We start from the raw sequence: 15,799 nt of genomic DNA on the forward strand, positions 1-15,799 counted from the left end.
GAACCTCCATTTTCTTCTTAGTGACGAGAAATAACGTCAAATTATTATTTTAATTATACACTAATTTATCAAATAGATAAAACAATTTCTTATCTATTAAGAAAATACAGTTATTTTTTATATTAAATCTCCTAAAAATAATATCTAAATTGAAATAAAATAGTATAATTAACTTAAAATTTTAGATTTAATTTTTCTAAAAATATAATTGCTTGGCATATTGATATATTTTAAACCTTTCATTTTATCTCTAACTAGAGATAAATCAATTGTTTTATTATCCTTCATTTTAAAATAAGAATCTAAATTAGAAGTCATTATCTTATTTCTTTCAACAACACCTATAAATTCAAAATCCTTATCAAAATATGCTAAGGTTGCATCTCCATGACTATCATTAGCTAATAATATACCACCATTTTTCAAATATTTTTTAGTAGCTTGGCCAACAAACCCTGCATATTGTGATATTATTAAATCGACAGGATCTAAATTTAGTTCAGTATTATAATCTTTCGCTATAAAAGATATTTTACTCTCTGCTTTATATTCTTTATTATCATTTATAAAAGTTAATAATTCAGATTCACTATTTTTAAAATACTTAATTGCTCCTCTAAAATTATCAACATAAATTACATTTTCAATTACTAATGAGGGATCTATATCAATATAAGAGCCTGGATAAAGAGCACATTTTATCTTAAATTCATTTGCGATAAGCCTATAAAGATTTAACCTCTTTCCAGTTTTATCTACATATTCTTTATATTCTTTAATCTTTATTTTAATGGGAATATCCTTTTAAATATTTATCTTTATTCTCTTAGCTTAATTTTTTGAAAAAAAGCTACTTTTGACTTTTTCATAAGAATTAATAAAAAATACACATTCTTTAACACAAACTGTACACCCATAATTTCTTGAAAAAGGAATAGCACATTTTTTATAATCTATATGTTTTTTTGTTCCATCATCTAAAATCTTTGTTTTCTTAAAAATTGCATCGCCAGGACATTTTGTAACACATCGATTACATTTATCACAAAAGTCTTTTACCCATAAATGCCCATTTTCTTTTTTTATTGGCAGGTTCTCTATATCTGTATAAACCGCTGCTAATCTGATTGAAGGTCCACCTTGAGGTGAAATTAATAAACCATGCTTTCCAATTTCACCAATTGAAGCATCTTGGGCTAATAGAGGATAACTTACTTCTCCTCCAAGTGCTGGGCCTGCTTGAGCATTATAACCTTTTGAATTTAAAAATTCTTTAATTTTATTTACTGCATAATTTAATTTATAATAGGTTCTAAAAATTTCTCTTTCCACTGGTTTTGAAGGAGCTGTACTAATAATTGAATAATTCATCTTATAAGAGACAACTATAGCTTTGTCGTAGAGAATCTTCTTATTACTAAAAATATAAGATGGATTTACTGTTGTAAAACCAATATCTAAAATATCAAGTTCCTTGCAAAAACTTTTTAAATCACTTAAGTCTTGCTCTTTAATCATAGTTGATGCTTTTATAGGTTGATTGTATAAACTATTATATGATTTTTTCATCTCATAAATTGATCCTATCATATATTTACCAACTCTAGGAAAGGACCTAATTTTTAATAACAAATTTCCATAATCAGCAATAATTTGAGGAACACAAAGCCCTTTATGAGACATTTCATTTGGCTCAATATATTTATAATCACTCTTGAGATGTTTGTTTATACTTGGTATTTTTGATTCAATATCCATTTTAGCCCTACTTAGATTTTACCTTAATAATAATCTACAATTTCTTTATTGGGAAATATATATACTCTATATTTGTTTTAGGAGAAATAAAATCGAAAGCTGCAGCAACAAAATTTAAATTATTTTCTTTAATATATAAAATTCCATCTGAAAAAGCTGTATCAATATTATTCTCTACACATAAATATTCAAAAGCTGGTACATCCCATTTTTTCCATCCTGCAGGAGCTATAGCTAAAGAATCAACTTCTACACCAGCTAAATATATTCCTTTAGAATAATTTTCCTCCCAAGGTTTTAATTGTTTTGAAAAATCACTCATTAGCCCCCATATTCCTATAAGATTACCATTGTCATCTTTTTTAGCTAAATTAATTATCTCTGAATAATGTTTATTTACATCTTTCCAAAGATTAAAAATAAAATCTCTACCATTTCTAGTTGAACCTTCTTTACCTATTACAGAAAAAGAGGCTTTCTTACATTTATTTATTATCATATTTTTTTATCTCATTTTTTTAGAAGTTCTCTACCAGATTTATATCTTTATGCAAAGTGTTTATAAGGCTTATAAAACTATTCCAATTTTTTGGAAAAGCATTATAACCATAAATATGCTTACACCTTTGATTTACTTCTTTATAATCTAAAGTCCATTGGGTGCCTTTGGTATCATCATTTTTAGTGTAATCATACATCCAATTTTCAATTTCTAAATTTTCTAAATTGTTAAGCCAATCTTGACTCTCTAAATATTTAAAGTATTTATTATAATCTTTATAATAACTCGAATTACTTTTTTGAAATTTATAATAAACAATTTTATCTACAACTTTTATTCTTATCTTAAAAACACCTACACCAGAGGTAATAATTTCTAATTCTAAATATTCAAACATTTCTTTTTCCTTACATTTTTAATTGAATGCAAGCGGATATAATCCACTAGGTTTTCTAACTCAAACAAAAAAATAATAATGAATTATATTTTTATATCAGAACACAAATTATAGCTATCTATAACTATTTTAAATAAACATTTCTTTTAGATACTTTATAAAAATCTTATTTCCTAGAAAATCTTCTACGAATTTATTTTTAGGATTCATCAATATTTCTTGTTTAGTTCCATCTTGAATGATAGAACCCTTTTCGAATAAAACAATTTTAGTTCCTAATTTGAAAGCTTCTTCTATATCGTGAGTAACAAACACAATTGTTTTATTAAGAGTTTGATGGAGTTTAATAATTTCATCTTGAAGCGAACGTCTTGTAATTTCGTCAACTGCGCCAAAAGGTTCATCCATTAAAATTATATCGGGATTTGCAGCAAGCGCTCTTGCGACACCTACTCTCTGTCTCTGTCCACCACTGAGCTCTCTTGGATATTTTTCTAAATAACTAGTATTCATACCAACTAAGTTAATTAAATATTTAGCTCTTTCTCTTATTTTTTGCTTTGTTTCATTTTTAATATCTAAAACATAGCCTATATTTTCTTCTATACTCATGTGAGGGAAAAGGCCTATCTGTTGAATTACATAGCCAATATCCCTTCTAAGTTCAATTATATTCCAATCTTTTATTTCTTTATTTTTTATATAAATCTTACCAGAATCAATAGGTAAAAGCCCATTAATCATTTTCAATATTGTAGTCTTGCCAGAACCAGATTTACCAATAAGTGTTATAAACTCACCATTTTCTATGCTAAGATTAAGATTTTTTATAACAGTTTTATCGCTATCATAAGATTTATATACCTTATCAAATTTAATTAATTCCATTTTTAGAAAGCCTTTTTTTTATTTAATCAAACCTTGGTCAACTAAAAATTCTTTAGCAACAACTTTAGGATCTTTCTTTTCTAATTCCACTTCATAATTCATTTGAATCATTTTTTCATTGCTAATTGTACCATCTAATTTGTTTAACACATCTTCTAACTCTGGATATTTCTCAAGAGTTTCTTCTCTAACTAAAGTCGTAGCAAAATAAGATGGGAAGAAATTTTTATCATCTACTAATACAGTAAGGTTTGAATTTTCAAGCATTGCATCTGTTGAAAAAGCATTTATAACATCAACATTGTTTGAGTTGATAGCATTATATTTCAATCCAATATCTAACTCTACTGTTTTACCAAAGTTAAAATTATATGTTGAGTTTAAGCCATCATAACCATCTTCTCTTTCATAAAAATCATACTCTGCACCAAGTGTTAAATTCTCACTATATTTTGCAAGATCTGAATATGTTACTATATTATTTTCATCCGCAATATCTTTGTTTATTACAAGAGCGTAGGTATCATTAAAACCATATAAAGCTAACCATTTAATATTATATTCTCTTAAATAAGCAGCTTTAACTTCTTCATATAACTTTATTGGATCATTTATTAAATCTTGCTTTAATACAAATAACCAACCTGTTCCTGTGTATTCAGGGTATATATCAATCTCACCTTTTTCCATAGCTGGATGGATATTTGATGTACCGCCTCCAATACCTAGCTTTTGTTCAACTTTAATATCTGTATCATTTTCTATTAATTGGGTTAGTATTTCTGCTAAAATATATTGTTCAGTCATTGGCTTTGAAGCAATAACAACACTTTTAGTTTCATTTTTAGTGCAAGATACAAAAGTAACAATTACTAAACTTGCAAGTAAAATAATAATATTTTTTTTATTCATTTAACTTTCCTCATTTTTCTTGTACCGATAGCTTTCTTTTTAGCATGTTTTTCAATCAAACCTAAAAAGTAATCCACTATTACAGCAAGAAAGGCAACTAGAATACTACCTGCAGCTGTCATTTCAGGAAAATTTGTAGTAATTCCTCTCCAAATTGCAACTCCAAGCCCACCTGCTCCTATAAAAGAAGCAATCCCAGCAAGTGCAATAGTCATTACGACCATAATTCTAAATCCTGCAATAATTACAGGCATTGCTAAAGGAAGTTGCACTTTAAATAGTAATTGCTTACTTGTACTTCCCATAGCTATAGCTGATTCAACAATTTGAGAATCAACTTCATTTATTCCAACATAAGTATTCCTTATAATCGGAAGAACGCCATATACTGTTAATGCAATTAATGCACTAGTATTACCTATTCCAGAAATAGCAACTAAAAATCCAAATAGTGCAATCGAAGGAATGGTATATATAAAATTATTGAGCGAGAGGATAATACCCGCTGCCTTTTTGTTCCTTGTAATATAAATACCTAAGGCTAGACCAATAATTGTTGTAAAAAATATAGCTACAGCAGAAAGTAAGATGTGTTGTACCAACAATTCAAAGAAAAAATTGAACCTTTCTTTATATAGTACAAAGATTCCTAAAATAAAATTCATTTATATCCTTTTATATATTTACATTTTAATTAGCTAAAATATTTTATTTTTAGTTAATAACCTAATTATATGATAAAGCAAATGTAATACGATTACTATTAAAATAGTCTAAGTTTTTTAAAAATTTTACTTTATTTTATATTATTTTTACACATTAATAAAATAATTGAGTATTTTATTCTTAATTTAATATTAATTATTTTTTATCTATTTTATTTGATAACTAAAAATGATTAACTATTTGCATTTATTAATTTATAGTAAAAAAAATCTATTAACGCTAATTAATAGATTTTTTAAAGAAAACAAGATTTTATATTATTTTATTTTTGGGACTCTAAAATTTTAATTAGACTATCCATATATGCTTGTGAATAAATGGATAATTGGCCTAATTGATGTTCTAAATCAACTGTTACCAAAGTTGGATCAACCTGATTTAAGAGATCTGAATTACCAATAGGAATTATATAATTTTGGTCTTTCAATAATTTTGGAATCAATGGGTAACTAATACCAAAAGGATGGCCACCTCTAATAGTTCCATCTAAAAGTATATTAGGATATCTATAGCATAATTCAAATCTATTTGCTGGATATATTTCATTAATTCCTTGAATCCAAACTTCAAGATTTAATTTTGCAATCTCCTCAATTAAAACTCTATATCCTTCACCCCATTTTTTACCCACTAGCCCAATAGCTGCTCTACCTGCTACTTGATCTAATTGAATTATATCAGCTCCTAAGTCTTTGAGATAAGAAGCATTTTCAACTAAAATAGCTCTCCAATCTTCACTTAATGGATCCATTACATAAAAGTTTCTGCCATAATATGTTTCTATAACTTCTTGGCCTTTTTCATTTTTTACAATCGATTTATATAATTTAGGAAAAAGCTCCAAATTTTCTACAGAACAAAGTCTAGCATTCATGTACAGTGAACATCTTTGTTTTTCTTGATGTATTTTATCTATGGCTTGTTTTAATTGTTTTTTACCACCTAATAAAGATGAGGGAAAATACTGCGGATAATTGCTATCATGGGCCCCATGATAAGCAAACATGTGAATTATGTTATTGTCTCCTAAATATTTTCTCATCAACTTCGCGATATCAACACTCACTAAAAAGCCTTTAGAAGAGGGAACATTATATTCTCCATAAGGAGTAAAAAACCCTAATTGCACTTGATATGATGATAGTTTTTTTCTTTTAGGCAATATTGAAATAATTTTTTCATCTTTTAAAAATTCCTCAAATAATAGATTAATTGAATTAGCCCTATATGATTTAATTTTTAAATCTAATCCTTTTGATTCAATTTTTATAAAAGAAGTTTCTCCTTCTTTACTTAAAGAGAAAAAAGAAATCTTCCCCTCTGCGTCAGCTTTAGAAAAAATTACTATACCTTGATTTTCTTTTTTATTAAAAATCATAAAAAACAACATAGAAGCTGTAGATGGATAACAAATTGAGGCTTCTTCAATATTATAATCTGATAAGATTTTGTTTATATTATCGCCTTCTAATAATTCCCCTTCTCTATTTGGCCAAAATATTAAGCTATCTTTATTTATTTTAATTCTAAGTTTTATAAGATCTTCACTTATGATCTTGTAGCAATTATTCTCTTTTAATATTTCACTCTTACCATCTAAATAAAAGTTTGTTTTATAAATATTAGATTTAATCATTAAGCTTTAATTCCCGAAGTAATATCATTTGTTTTAAGAAATCTTTGAACAAATATATAAAAAATTATTATTGGTAAAGTTAATAACATTACACCAGCTTGTACTGAATTACCATCTTGATAATAAACGCCATAAAAGGAGTTTAAACCAACTGGTAAAGTATAATAACTTTCAACATTTCCAATTAAACTAGGCCATAAATAACTATTCCAGTTATTTGTAAAAGATAAAATTGATTGGGTTATTAAAATAGGAACAGATAGGGGAATAATAATATTCAAAAATATTCCAATGGGATTTAATCCATCAATTTCTCCAGCTTCTTCAAGGTCGGCGGGAATATCTAATAAAAATTGATATACTAAGAAAATATTAAATAAATTAAATAAGAAAGGAATTATCAATCCTTTAAATGTTGAAATCCATCCTAATTTTGTTAAAACTACATAAGTCGGAGCTAATAAAACTTGTGAAGGAATCATCATTAAGGATAATGTCATCCATAAAATAAAACCTGAACCTTTAAATTTAAGACGTGCTAATGAATATCCAGCCATTGTATTTATTATCAAATTGCCTAAACATACAAAAACAGAAACCACAACACTATTTAAAAACCATCTGGTATAGGGAAATTCTGTTAAAATATACCCATAATTCTTAATAGTAAAATTTAATGGAGAGAAAAACTCTTTATTCATAACCATTGTAGAATTAAAGGAAGCATATAAACTCCAAATAAATGGGATAATAGCAATAAGGGAGATAATAAACACAATTAAATTAAATATGATACTACTTACTTTTTTGTTCATGATACTTTCCCTTTAAGATAGCTTTGTAATTTTGTAAAAATGAAAATGATTAAAAACAGTAAGAGAGAAGTCGCTGAAGCATAACCCATACGTCCAGAAGAGAACGCTGTTTTATAAATATAAATTACTGTTGTTAATGTCGCATTTAATGGTCCACCAGTACCTTTTGAAATGATAAATGGAATATCAAATAATTTGAAGGAATCTATTAAAATCATTGTTGTAATAAAATATGTAACATTTCTTAAAGTCGGAATAATTATCAATCTTATTTCATGATATAAATTACCACCTTCAATTTTTAATGTCTCATAAAAACTATCAGGAATTCCCATAAATCCACTTAAATATATGAGCATATAAATACCAACTTTTATCCAACTATACATTGTTACTACAGGATATTTTATATGAGAGACAGAATCCATCCAGTTAATATTAATATTATAAAATATTGATAAGGCCTTGTTAATTAATCCTTCACTTTGAAAGAGATAAGAAAATATCAACGTTATTGCAACAGTTGAAATTAAGGTTGGGATATAAAATACAGTTCTAAAATAACCTGTTTTTTTTAATTTTCTTGAGTTCAATATGTAAGCAAGGGCAAAAGATATAATTACTTGTGTTGGCAAACTCAATAACACAAAAATCATTGTGTTTTTTAATGAAATTAAAAATGTCTCATCACTAAGTAAATTTCTGAAATTTTTCAATCCTATGAATTGTGCATTTTCAATCCCACCCCATATCAAACTATATCTTGTAAAGCTAAAATATATGGCAAATAACAGTGGTACTATGAAAAATAGTACCACCAATACTATGTAGGGACTGAGAAAAAGCCAACCGTAAAACGCTTTTTGTCTAGTTTTCTTCATTTCTCTAATCCTTATGTTTGAATATTAAAGAGTATCAATATACTTCATATAATCTTCTTTAGCTTCTTCAAGGGCTTGTTGTGCACTAACGCCTTGTAAACGAATCTTTTCTCCAGCTGCTGTCATTAAGTCTGCAATTTTTGGAGTATGAACACCTAGATTATAAACAGTTGCATTAGCAGCTTGTTCAGGGTTTGCACCTAATGAAGGATTCTTTTCAATATAGTAATCAGCAACTGCCATTCTTGTTGGTACAGCTAAACCACTGTCTACAACCATTCTCTGAGATTTTTCATTTGTCATAAAATTGATAAACTCAGCAGCTAAATCAGGATCATTAGCATTCTTATTCATTACATATGCTACTGTAAACAATACAGTATGTTCTGTTTTACCTTTTGGTAATTTCGTCATTTTCCATTCAATGTCAGTTCCATTTTCATTTAAATAAGCTGTAGCCCATCCACCAGAAATCATCATAGGAACTTTTTTAGTAGTCAAAGCACCTTCGTTTTCTCCATTGAAATCTTTATTAGTCTTAGCAGCACCACTGCCAATCAACTGATTAAAATAGAAATCAAAAGCTTCTACTACTGCAGGATCAGTCCAATTTGGATTTCCTTGTGAATCTAGTATACTACCACCATTTTGTAAAATGAAAGGGTAAAATCTTGGAAAATCAGTTCTTAGTACTAAACCAGCATCATATTCACCTTTATTCGCAAATTCTTTAGCTGTAGATAATAACTCATCCCAAGTAGTTGGTACTTCCATTCCATATTTTTCAAAAGCTAATTCATCATAGTAAAGAACTAATGTATTCATATCCTTAGATAATCCATAAATGTTGCTATCATCTCTAAAAGCTGAAAGTGTGCTTGGATAAAAACTATTTATTACAGAACTATCAACATAATCATCTATAGGTTTTAGAGTATTATTTTCAATAAACATTGAAGCCCAACTTGCATCGAGATAAAATACATCAGGGCCCTTTCCACTTGCTATTTGAATTTGAAGTGTCTCATTATATTCATTTGTAAGAACTTCCCAATTTACTGTTACTCCAGGATTTTCCTCTTCAAATAAATCTATTCTTGATTGAACATATTCTTTTTCTTGTGGAGTTGTTGACCAACCAACTAGTTTTAATTCTTTATCACCACTCTCTTCTTTTTGCCCGCTTGCAAACATAAAACCTGTTGAAACTAAAAGCATCAAAGCAATTAGTACCTTAATTTTTTTCATATATGACTCCTTTTTCTCTTTGATGTGATATCAAAGTTAAAAATCTTTATCTTTTGACTTCTGATTTTGTAAAAAACCCCTAGTAACTAAATACATAATATATCAGGTTTGTTCATTTGTCTAGAAAAATATATAAAATTATTAAATTCTTAACATTTTAAATCTTAACTTGACATATCAAGTAGCTGGCTATATTATAATATTTAAAGCAGAACAACAAAAAAAACTTAAAAATAGAGGCTTAGAGTGAATAATAAAAAGAATAAAGTAATGATAGCTCATTATAGAGTTGGTATGACTGATGGGGTATCACTTGAGATAGAAAAACGAATGGATATTTTAAAAGAACTTGGTTATGAATCTTTTTTAGTATCTGGTCCAAAAAGTAAAAATTCTAACTATGTAATAGATGATCTAAATTTTGATGATCCAAGTATAGTAAAACTAACTCAATCTTTTTTTGATAAAAACATTGCAGACAAAGATATTGATCCTCTTTTAAAAGAACTAGATAAAACAAGTATCAAAATAAAAGAAACTTTAAAAATTATTATTGAGAAGGAAAAACCAGACTTTTTATTTATTCATAATATATTCAGCCATGGTCGTCATATAGCAGCTAGTAAGGCTTTTTTAGAAATTATTGAAGAATATAAAATTCCAACTCTAGGAATGCACCATGATTTCTATTTTGAACGTCCTCAATATAATAATGTTACTAATCCTCGTTTAATTGATTATTTAAATAAATACATTCCCCCCATTTCTAAATATATTATCCATGCTGTAATAAACACTATGAGTCAAAAACATTTATTAGAAAGACGAGGTATTGAATCTAAAGTTATAACTGATACTTTTGATTTCAATCAAAAGCCTTGGAAAAAGGATGATTATAATAAGGGGTTAAATGATACTTTTAAATCTTTAGGTATTGCTAAAAATGATATTGTGATATTACAAGCTACAAGGATTGTACCTAGAAAAAGTATTGAATTTACTATTCAGCTTGTAAATTATATTAATGAAAACAAACTCCTCTCTCCTTTTTATAACTTACCTCTATACAACGATAAAAAGATAAATGAAGATAGTAAGATTCATTTATTAATTGTTGGCTATGCAGAAATCGATGGCTTAGAATATTTACAAGAATTAAAAAAATTTTCAAAAGCTTGTAGCTATGTGCATTTTTTAAGTAATGTCATTCAAGCTGAAAGAAGTAATGAAAATGGTAAAAAACAATATAGTTTATGGGATAGCTATAGCTATGTTGATGCAGTAAGCTACCCTAGTACTTTTGAAGGTTGGGGTAATCAGTTTATAGAAGCTGTTTTTGCAAAACTACCTATTATTTGTTTCGAATATCCTGTGTTTAAAACAGATATTAAACCTTTTGGTTATAACTATATTTCAATGGGAGATTCTTTTGAAATTAATAATAACTATAAATATTTAAAAACATTGAATTCTAATCAGCTTTGCAAAACTAGTGAAAATCTGTTAAAATGTTTATTTAAAAAGGATACAAACAAGCTATTAAATCAAAATTTTGAAATTGGTTGTAAATATCACTCTTACAACTCTTTAAAATGCAATTTAGAAGAAGTCCTAAAAAATTTAAATAAAATAAAATAGGAGTAGACATGCCACCAATCTACCAAAAAATAATGAATGAAATTCAATTGTTAATTTCCAACAATACATATAAGGCTAATGACAAACTCCCATCTGAAACGCAATTAATGAAGCAATTTCATACCTCTCGTATTACTGTAACTAGGGCATTAAACGAGTTGGAATCAAAATCCATTATTTATAGACAAAAAGGTAGAGGTTCTTTTGTATCTCCTAAAATTACTTATAAAAGTGAAAATACTGATATTATATCTCTTGTACTTCCACATAAGATCAATTTTTTCTCTGGTGGACAACAATATGCTTATAATGTTGCAAAATATTGTGAAGAGAATAATTTTCTCTGTAGTGTGCACTACTCAAATCAATTAATTAGTAATGAAAAAAATATCCTCGAAAATCTAATGAATTATAATGTTTCAGGAGCAATAATTTATCCAATTGGAAATGCAAACATTACTGCACTAAGTCATTTAATTTTAAAAGAGTTTCCTATCGTACTTCTAGATAAACAATTAGAAGAACTAGATTTGCCATCAGTTAGTTCCGACAATTATCATGGCTCATATACTGCTGTAAAATATCTTATTGATAATAATCATAGAAACATAGCCTTTGTTGGAGTTAAAGACTCTAATGTTGTAAGTGAAAGATATAAAGGTTATTGTCAAGCTTTATTAGACAACAAGATTTTATTAAGACCTGAAATTATTATTACTAACTTTCATAATACTCAAGATGATGAGCAAACTTTTCTTGATGAAAATGAAGCTAGTCTCATCCTTGATAAACTAATTAAAAATAAGGTAAGTGCAATTTTCTGTGTTAATGATCTTATCGCTAATATTATAATGCATGCTGCTAAGAAAAAAAATATATCTATTCCAAATGATCTCTCAATTATTGGTTTTGACCATATACAATTTGAAGATATTCCAAATCGTAATTTATCATCAATTGCTCAAAATTTTGAACAAATAGCAAAAGAAGCTGTCGAATTGTTAATATCTAGAATTAAAAATAATAATAAAATCGATAAAAAAAATATTATTGTTCCAACACAATTGTATAAAGGAAATACTGTTAAAAAACTTTAAATTGTTTTATTAAATTTTAAGCTTTGAAATTAATTCATCTAGACTTTTAAAATCAACAAAATTAACACTTTTATTATATGTTTCTATTAAGGCTTTTGTTTCGACATTTTGTTTTTCTACTGGGAGCTTTTTAGTTTTATTATATAAAGCTTTCATCATTAGAAAATGAACTTTAGTAAGTTTTGAATAATCTATTCCACCCCGTAAATGGAAAATGTTATTCTCATTATAAAGATAAGAAGGAATCCTCTTTTCTAATGATTTTTTAATGTGAGTAGTATTTTCCTTATTTTTAGGATCTGCGAGACCAACTGTAACGATGTATAAATCTTTATTTTTATCTACAGAATTTCTTTTTAAAAAGTCTTTAAGTCCATATAACCCACCTGCATATAAGCCACCTATATAAATTATTGAAGTATAATCATCTAAATTTTTAACACTCTTATAATCTAATACTTCAATGTTTGTTTTTCTTGATAACTCAATGGCATAAGCCTTGCTAGTTCCATACTTGCTTCCATAAATTATTATTGTTTTCATTTAAACCTCCTTTCTTTATTATACTATACAATAGATAAGATAAATTTAATTATTATGTACAATTTCGACTTTTTATATTATTCAACTACTAATAATTGTCTTTAAACTTCAGTTTTTTTATATATAAAAGTCAAAAATAATTTTATAATACTACTATTAAATTTTGCAATTTAAAATAATGATATAAAAAGAGAAATCAATGAATAAATTTTTTAAACCTTATTTATATTTTGTATATTCGCTCGGTGTACTAGCCTTTATATTATCATATTTTTTAACTACGTCTATGGGATTAAATATTTCTCTAATGATAACAACTTTATTTATGATAATATCTGAAGTTAAATCAATCTCCCTTTCTGAAAATTCAAATTTTTCTCTATTAGGTATTATTGCAATATTTTCTCTAACTATAACTACTCTATTTTCCTCAATTTTAAGTCTTATTGTTGCCTTAACTATTGTAAATATTATAAGAGTCTATGTCTATAAATTTTATGATAAGGTAATAAATGTTAAGGTTCTATTTAATTTATCAATGCATGTTTTCTGTTTATTTTTCTCCTATATTATTAGTTTTAATTTATTTGAAAATAAAATTTTAAGCATACTGAGTGGAATCTTAATATATAATTTTATCAATAAATTAATGGTCTCCATAATCTTGAAATTAACAAATGGTAAAGTTTTATCAATGAAAATAACAAAAGATGAACTTTCAATGTTTTATTATTACATTCTAATTTCTTTTATGCTTTTTTACTCTACCAAAGCCTATGGAAATCTTGGCCTATTATTTACTTTATTATTTATAATTTCATACCAAACAACAGCTTTAAATCAAAACTATAAAGAAGAAATTAAAAAATCAATTTATTATGATAATTTAACTAATGCTCATAATAGAACAAATTTAAATAATATTATTGAAGACAAGCTTTTAAACAAAATTCCTTTCTCACTGTTGTTTTTAGATTTAGATAATTTTAAAGAAATTAACGATAAATTTAGTCATGCAGTGGGAGATAAGGTATTAATAAACTTTGTTCAAACAATCCAAAGAGAACTAAATATTCCCATATATAGATATGGAGGGGATGAATTTTGTCTTCTTTTAAAAAATGATCACAGTCGGGATGAAATTATTTTCCACTTAAATAATTTAAAAAAATCCTTAGTAATTGATACCCATAAAGGTCCTTTAAAATACTCATTTTCAATAGGTAAGTATATCTATGAAGGAAATAAAATGACTTTAGAAGAAGTGTTTAATGTTACAAGTAAAAATATGCACGAAAATAAGATTGAAAAGAGAAAGTATAATAATTAAAAATGCTACTATATTTTGGATAAAACCAATAATAATATAGTAGCAATAAGGTAAAAATATTATAGTAAAAAAGAATTAAAGTAGAGACTTATAAAGTTGTTCTATTTCTTCCTTAGTACAATCTCTAGGATTTCCAGGTCTACAAGCATCGTTAAATGCACTTTCACTTAAGAAAGGTATATCTTTCTCATCAACAATACCTTTTAAATTTTGAGGGATGCCAACATCTTTCGACAATTGTTTTACAGCATTTATTGCAGCATCACGATACTCTTCTTGACTCATAGAATCAACATTTTTAACACCCATAACTCTTGCTATTTCACGATATTTTGTTCCAGTATAATCTTTATTAAATTCCATGATTGTTGGCAGTAAAATAGCACAGGCTACACCGTGAGGTGTATCATAAAAAGCACTTAAAGGATGTGCCATTGAGTGATCAACTCCAAGACCTACATTAGAGAAACCCATTCCTGCAACATATTGACCTAAAGCCATTCCTTCTCTTCCTTCTTTCTCATTCTTAACAGCTGATCTTAAAGATTTACTTATAATTTCAATTGCTTTAATATGGAACATATCAGATAATTCCCAAGCACCTTTTGTGATATAACCTTCAATTGCATGAGTTAGTGCATCCATTCCTGTTGCAGCTGTTAAACCTTTTGGCATACTACTCATCATTTGTGAATCGACTACTGCTACAACTGGGATATCTTTAGGATCTACACAAACAAATTTTCTTTGTTTCTCTGGATCTGTTATTACATAGTTAATTGTAACCTCTGCTGCTGTTCCAGCTGTTGTTGGAACTGCTATTATTGGAACAGATTTACTCTTTGTAGGAGAAACTCCTTCAAGAGATCTAACATCACTATTTTCAGGGTTATTAATAATTATTCCGATAGCTTTAGCTGTATCCATTGCTGAACCACCACCAATTGCTACTATACAATCTGTTTTATTATCAATAAAAGCTTTAACACCTGTTTGTACATTTTCAATTGTTGGATTTGCTTTAACATTAGAATAAAGGTAATAATCTATAGATTCTTTCTCTAATAAATCAGTGACTTTTGTAGCGACCTTAAATTTTAATAAATCAGGATCTGTGCAAACAAATACTTTTGTAAATCCTCTATTTCTAATTTCTTCAGGAATAATAGAAATAGACCCTGCACCGTGATATGATGTTTCATTTAATACAAATCTTTGTACCATTTTTTGCCTCCAAATGACTTAATCTATATTTAATTATCGGTTTGATTTTAAACAAAAGCAAGTTACAGATTTATCAGAGTGTCACTCTAGCCTATATTTTTTTAAAATTTTTATATAGAAATTAAATAAATTAGGTTTTATACTATAATTGCTTATGATAAAAGTAGTTAAACTTTTTTAGATTTAAATGTAGTTATTTTTTTT

The 15,799-nt window shown here is 26.9% G+C and carries 16 protein-coding genes; 3 read left to right on the forward strand and 13 right to left on the reverse strand.

What is annotated here, in order from left to right; genetic code table 11:
- Positions 1-168: 168 nt before the first annotated feature.
- The 11 genes from ACZ5SO_RS10155 to ACZ5SO_RS10205 form a co-directional block, all read right to left on the reverse strand.
- Positions 169-426, reverse strand: a complete 258-nt coding sequence (locus ACZ5SO_RS10155) for a hypothetical protein (RefSeq protein WP_464624400.1) — start codon at positions 424-426, stop codon at positions 169-171.
- Positions 427-831: 405 nt separating this feature from the next.
- Entirely contained in the window at positions 832-1,758 is a 927-nt protein-coding gene (locus tag ACZ5SO_RS10160) for a 4Fe-4S binding protein (protein ID WP_464624401.1), read from the reverse strand.
- Positions 1,759-1,792: 34 nt separating this feature from the next.
- Positions 1,793-2,257: a GyrI-like domain-containing protein gene (locus tag ACZ5SO_RS10165; RefSeq protein ID WP_464624402.1), complete on the reverse strand. Its 465-nt coding sequence runs from the start codon at positions 2,255-2,257 to the stop codon at positions 1,793-1,795.
- A gap of 19 nt (positions 2,258-2,276) precedes the next feature.
- Entirely contained in the window at positions 2,277-2,657 is a 381-nt protein-coding gene (locus tag ACZ5SO_RS10170) for a hypothetical protein (RefSeq protein ID WP_464624403.1), read from the reverse strand.
- Between the two features lie 129 nt (positions 2,658-2,786).
- Positions 2,787-3,545: an ABC transporter ATP-binding protein gene (locus tag ACZ5SO_RS10175; RefSeq protein ID WP_464624404.1), complete on the reverse strand. Its 759-nt coding sequence runs from the start codon at positions 3,543-3,545 to the stop codon at positions 2,787-2,789.
- 18 nt (positions 3,546-3,563) lie between these two features.
- Positions 3,564-4,457 (reverse strand): glycine betaine ABC transporter substrate-binding protein, encoded by an 894-nt coding sequence (locus tag ACZ5SO_RS10180; protein ID WP_464624405.1) that lies wholly within the window; start codon positions 4,455-4,457, stop codon positions 3,564-3,566.
- Complete coding sequence (locus tag ACZ5SO_RS10185) at positions 4,454-5,122, reverse strand: ABC transporter permease (RefSeq protein WP_464624406.1); 669 nt, start codon at positions 5,120-5,122, stop codon at positions 4,454-4,456. The genes ACZ5SO_RS10180 and ACZ5SO_RS10185 overlap by 4 nt, the downstream gene beginning before the upstream one ends.
- Positions 5,123-5,445: 323 nt before the next feature.
- The gene (locus tag ACZ5SO_RS10190; protein WP_464624410.1) at positions 5,446-6,819 is read right to left on the reverse strand and encodes a DUF6259 domain-containing protein; all 1,374 of its coding nucleotides are present in this window, start codon (positions 6,817-6,819) and stop codon (positions 5,446-5,448) included.
- A complete protein-coding gene (locus ACZ5SO_RS10195) occupies positions 6,819-7,634 on the reverse strand; it encodes a carbohydrate ABC transporter permease (RefSeq protein WP_464624411.1) in 816 nt (271 codons plus the stop codon). Before ACZ5SO_RS10195 ends, ACZ5SO_RS10190 begins: the two co-directional genes overlap by 1 nt.
- Entirely contained in the window at positions 7,631-8,515 is an 885-nt protein-coding gene (locus tag ACZ5SO_RS10200) for a carbohydrate ABC transporter permease (protein WP_464624412.1), read from the reverse strand. Before ACZ5SO_RS10200 ends, ACZ5SO_RS10195 begins: the two co-directional genes overlap by 4 nt.
- A 24-nt stretch (positions 8,516-8,539) precedes the next feature.
- Entirely contained in the window at positions 8,540-9,763 is a 1,224-nt protein-coding gene (locus ACZ5SO_RS10205) for an ABC transporter substrate-binding protein (RefSeq protein ID WP_464624413.1), read from the reverse strand.
- Between the two features lie 246 nt (positions 9,764-10,009).
- Here ACZ5SO_RS10205 and ACZ5SO_RS10210 point away from each other — a divergent pair, with 246 nt between their 5' ends.
- On the forward strand, positions 10,010-11,401 hold the full coding sequence (locus ACZ5SO_RS10210) for a glycosyltransferase (protein ID WP_464624414.1): 1,392 nt from the start codon (positions 10,010-10,012) through the stop codon (positions 11,399-11,401).
- An 8-nt stretch (positions 11,402-11,409) separates the two neighbouring features.
- Complete coding sequence (locus ACZ5SO_RS10215) at positions 11,410-12,498, forward strand: GntR family transcriptional regulator (RefSeq protein ID WP_464624416.1); 1,089 nt, start codon at positions 11,410-11,412, stop codon at positions 12,496-12,498.
- 9 nt (positions 12,499-12,507) lie between these two features.
- Here ACZ5SO_RS10215 and ACZ5SO_RS10220 read toward each other — a convergent pair whose 3' ends face one another.
- The gene (locus tag ACZ5SO_RS10220) at positions 12,508-13,041 is read right to left on the reverse strand and encodes a flavodoxin domain-containing protein (protein ID WP_464624418.1); all 534 of its coding nucleotides are present in this window, start codon (positions 13,039-13,041) and stop codon (positions 12,508-12,510) included.
- A gap of 199 nt (positions 13,042-13,240) precedes the next feature.
- On the opposite strand from ACZ5SO_RS10220, the gene ACZ5SO_RS10225 reads away from it, so the two are divergent.
- A complete protein-coding gene (locus tag ACZ5SO_RS10225) occupies positions 13,241-14,371 on the forward strand; it encodes a GGDEF domain-containing protein (RefSeq protein WP_464624419.1) in 1,131 nt (376 codons plus the stop codon).
- 75 nt (positions 14,372-14,446) lie between these two features.
- Here the strand turns inward: ACZ5SO_RS10225 and fucO are convergent, their stop codons facing one another.
- Positions 14,447-15,595: a lactaldehyde reductase gene (gene fucO, locus ACZ5SO_RS10230; protein WP_464624421.1), complete on the reverse strand. Its 1,149-nt coding sequence runs from the start codon at positions 15,593-15,595 to the stop codon at positions 14,447-14,449.
- Positions 15,596-15,799 lie beyond the last annotated feature (204 nt).

It is taken from the genome of Pleomorphochaeta naphthae (assembly GCF_055396005.1).

What these genes read in the sequence shown, in the direction of transcription:
- ACZ5SO_RS10190 (WP_464624410.1), bottom strand. Translation starts at nt 6,819, where the DNA reads ATGATTAAATCTAATATTTATAAAACAAACTTTTATTTAGATGGTAAG.
- ACZ5SO_RS10170 (WP_464624403.1), bottom strand. Translation starts at nt 2,657, where the DNA reads ATGTTTGAATATTTAGAATTAGAAATTATTACCTCTGGTGTAGGTGTT.
- ACZ5SO_RS10160 (WP_464624401.1), bottom strand. Translation starts at nt 1,758, where the DNA reads ATGGATATTGAATCAAAAATACCAAGTATAAACAAACATCTCAAGAGT.
- ACZ5SO_RS10195 (WP_464624411.1), bottom strand. Translation starts at nt 7,634, where the DNA reads ATGAACAAAAAAGTAAGTAGTATCATATTTAATTTAATTGTGTTTATT.
- ACZ5SO_RS10220 (WP_464624418.1), bottom strand. Translation starts at nt 13,041, where the DNA reads ATGAAAACAATAATAATTTATGGAAGCAAGTATGGAACTAGCAAGGCT.
- ACZ5SO_RS10175 (WP_464624404.1), bottom strand. Translation starts at nt 3,545, where the DNA reads ATGGAATTAATTAAATTTGATAAGGTATATAAATCTTATGATAGCGAT.
- fucO (WP_464624421.1), bottom strand. Translation starts at nt 15,595, where the DNA reads ATGGTACAAAGATTTGTATTAAATGAAACATCATATCACGGTGCAGGG.
- ACZ5SO_RS10200 (WP_464624412.1), bottom strand. Translation starts at nt 8,515, where the DNA reads ATGAAGAAAACTAGACAAAAAGCGTTTTACGGTTGGCTTTTTCTCAGT.
- ACZ5SO_RS10215 (WP_464624416.1), top strand. Translation starts at nt 11,410, where the DNA reads ATGCCACCAATCTACCAAAAAATAATGAATGAAATTCAATTGTTAATT.
- ACZ5SO_RS10180 (WP_464624405.1), bottom strand. Translation starts at nt 4,457, where the DNA reads ATGAATAAAAAAAATATTATTATTTTACTTGCAAGTTTAGTAATTGTT.
- ACZ5SO_RS10225 (WP_464624419.1), top strand. Translation starts at nt 13,241, where the DNA reads ATGAATAAATTTTTTAAACCTTATTTATATTTTGTATATTCGCTCGGT.
- ACZ5SO_RS10185 (WP_464624406.1), bottom strand. Translation starts at nt 5,122, where the DNA reads ATGAATTTTATTTTAGGAATCTTTGTACTATATAAAGAAAGGTTCAAT.
- ACZ5SO_RS10165 (WP_464624402.1), bottom strand. Translation starts at nt 2,257, where the DNA reads ATGATAATAAATAAATGTAAGAAAGCCTCTTTTTCTGTAATAGGTAAA.
- ACZ5SO_RS10205 (WP_464624413.1), bottom strand. Translation starts at nt 9,763, where the DNA reads ATGAAAAAAATTAAGGTACTAATTGCTTTGATGCTTTTAGTTTCAACA.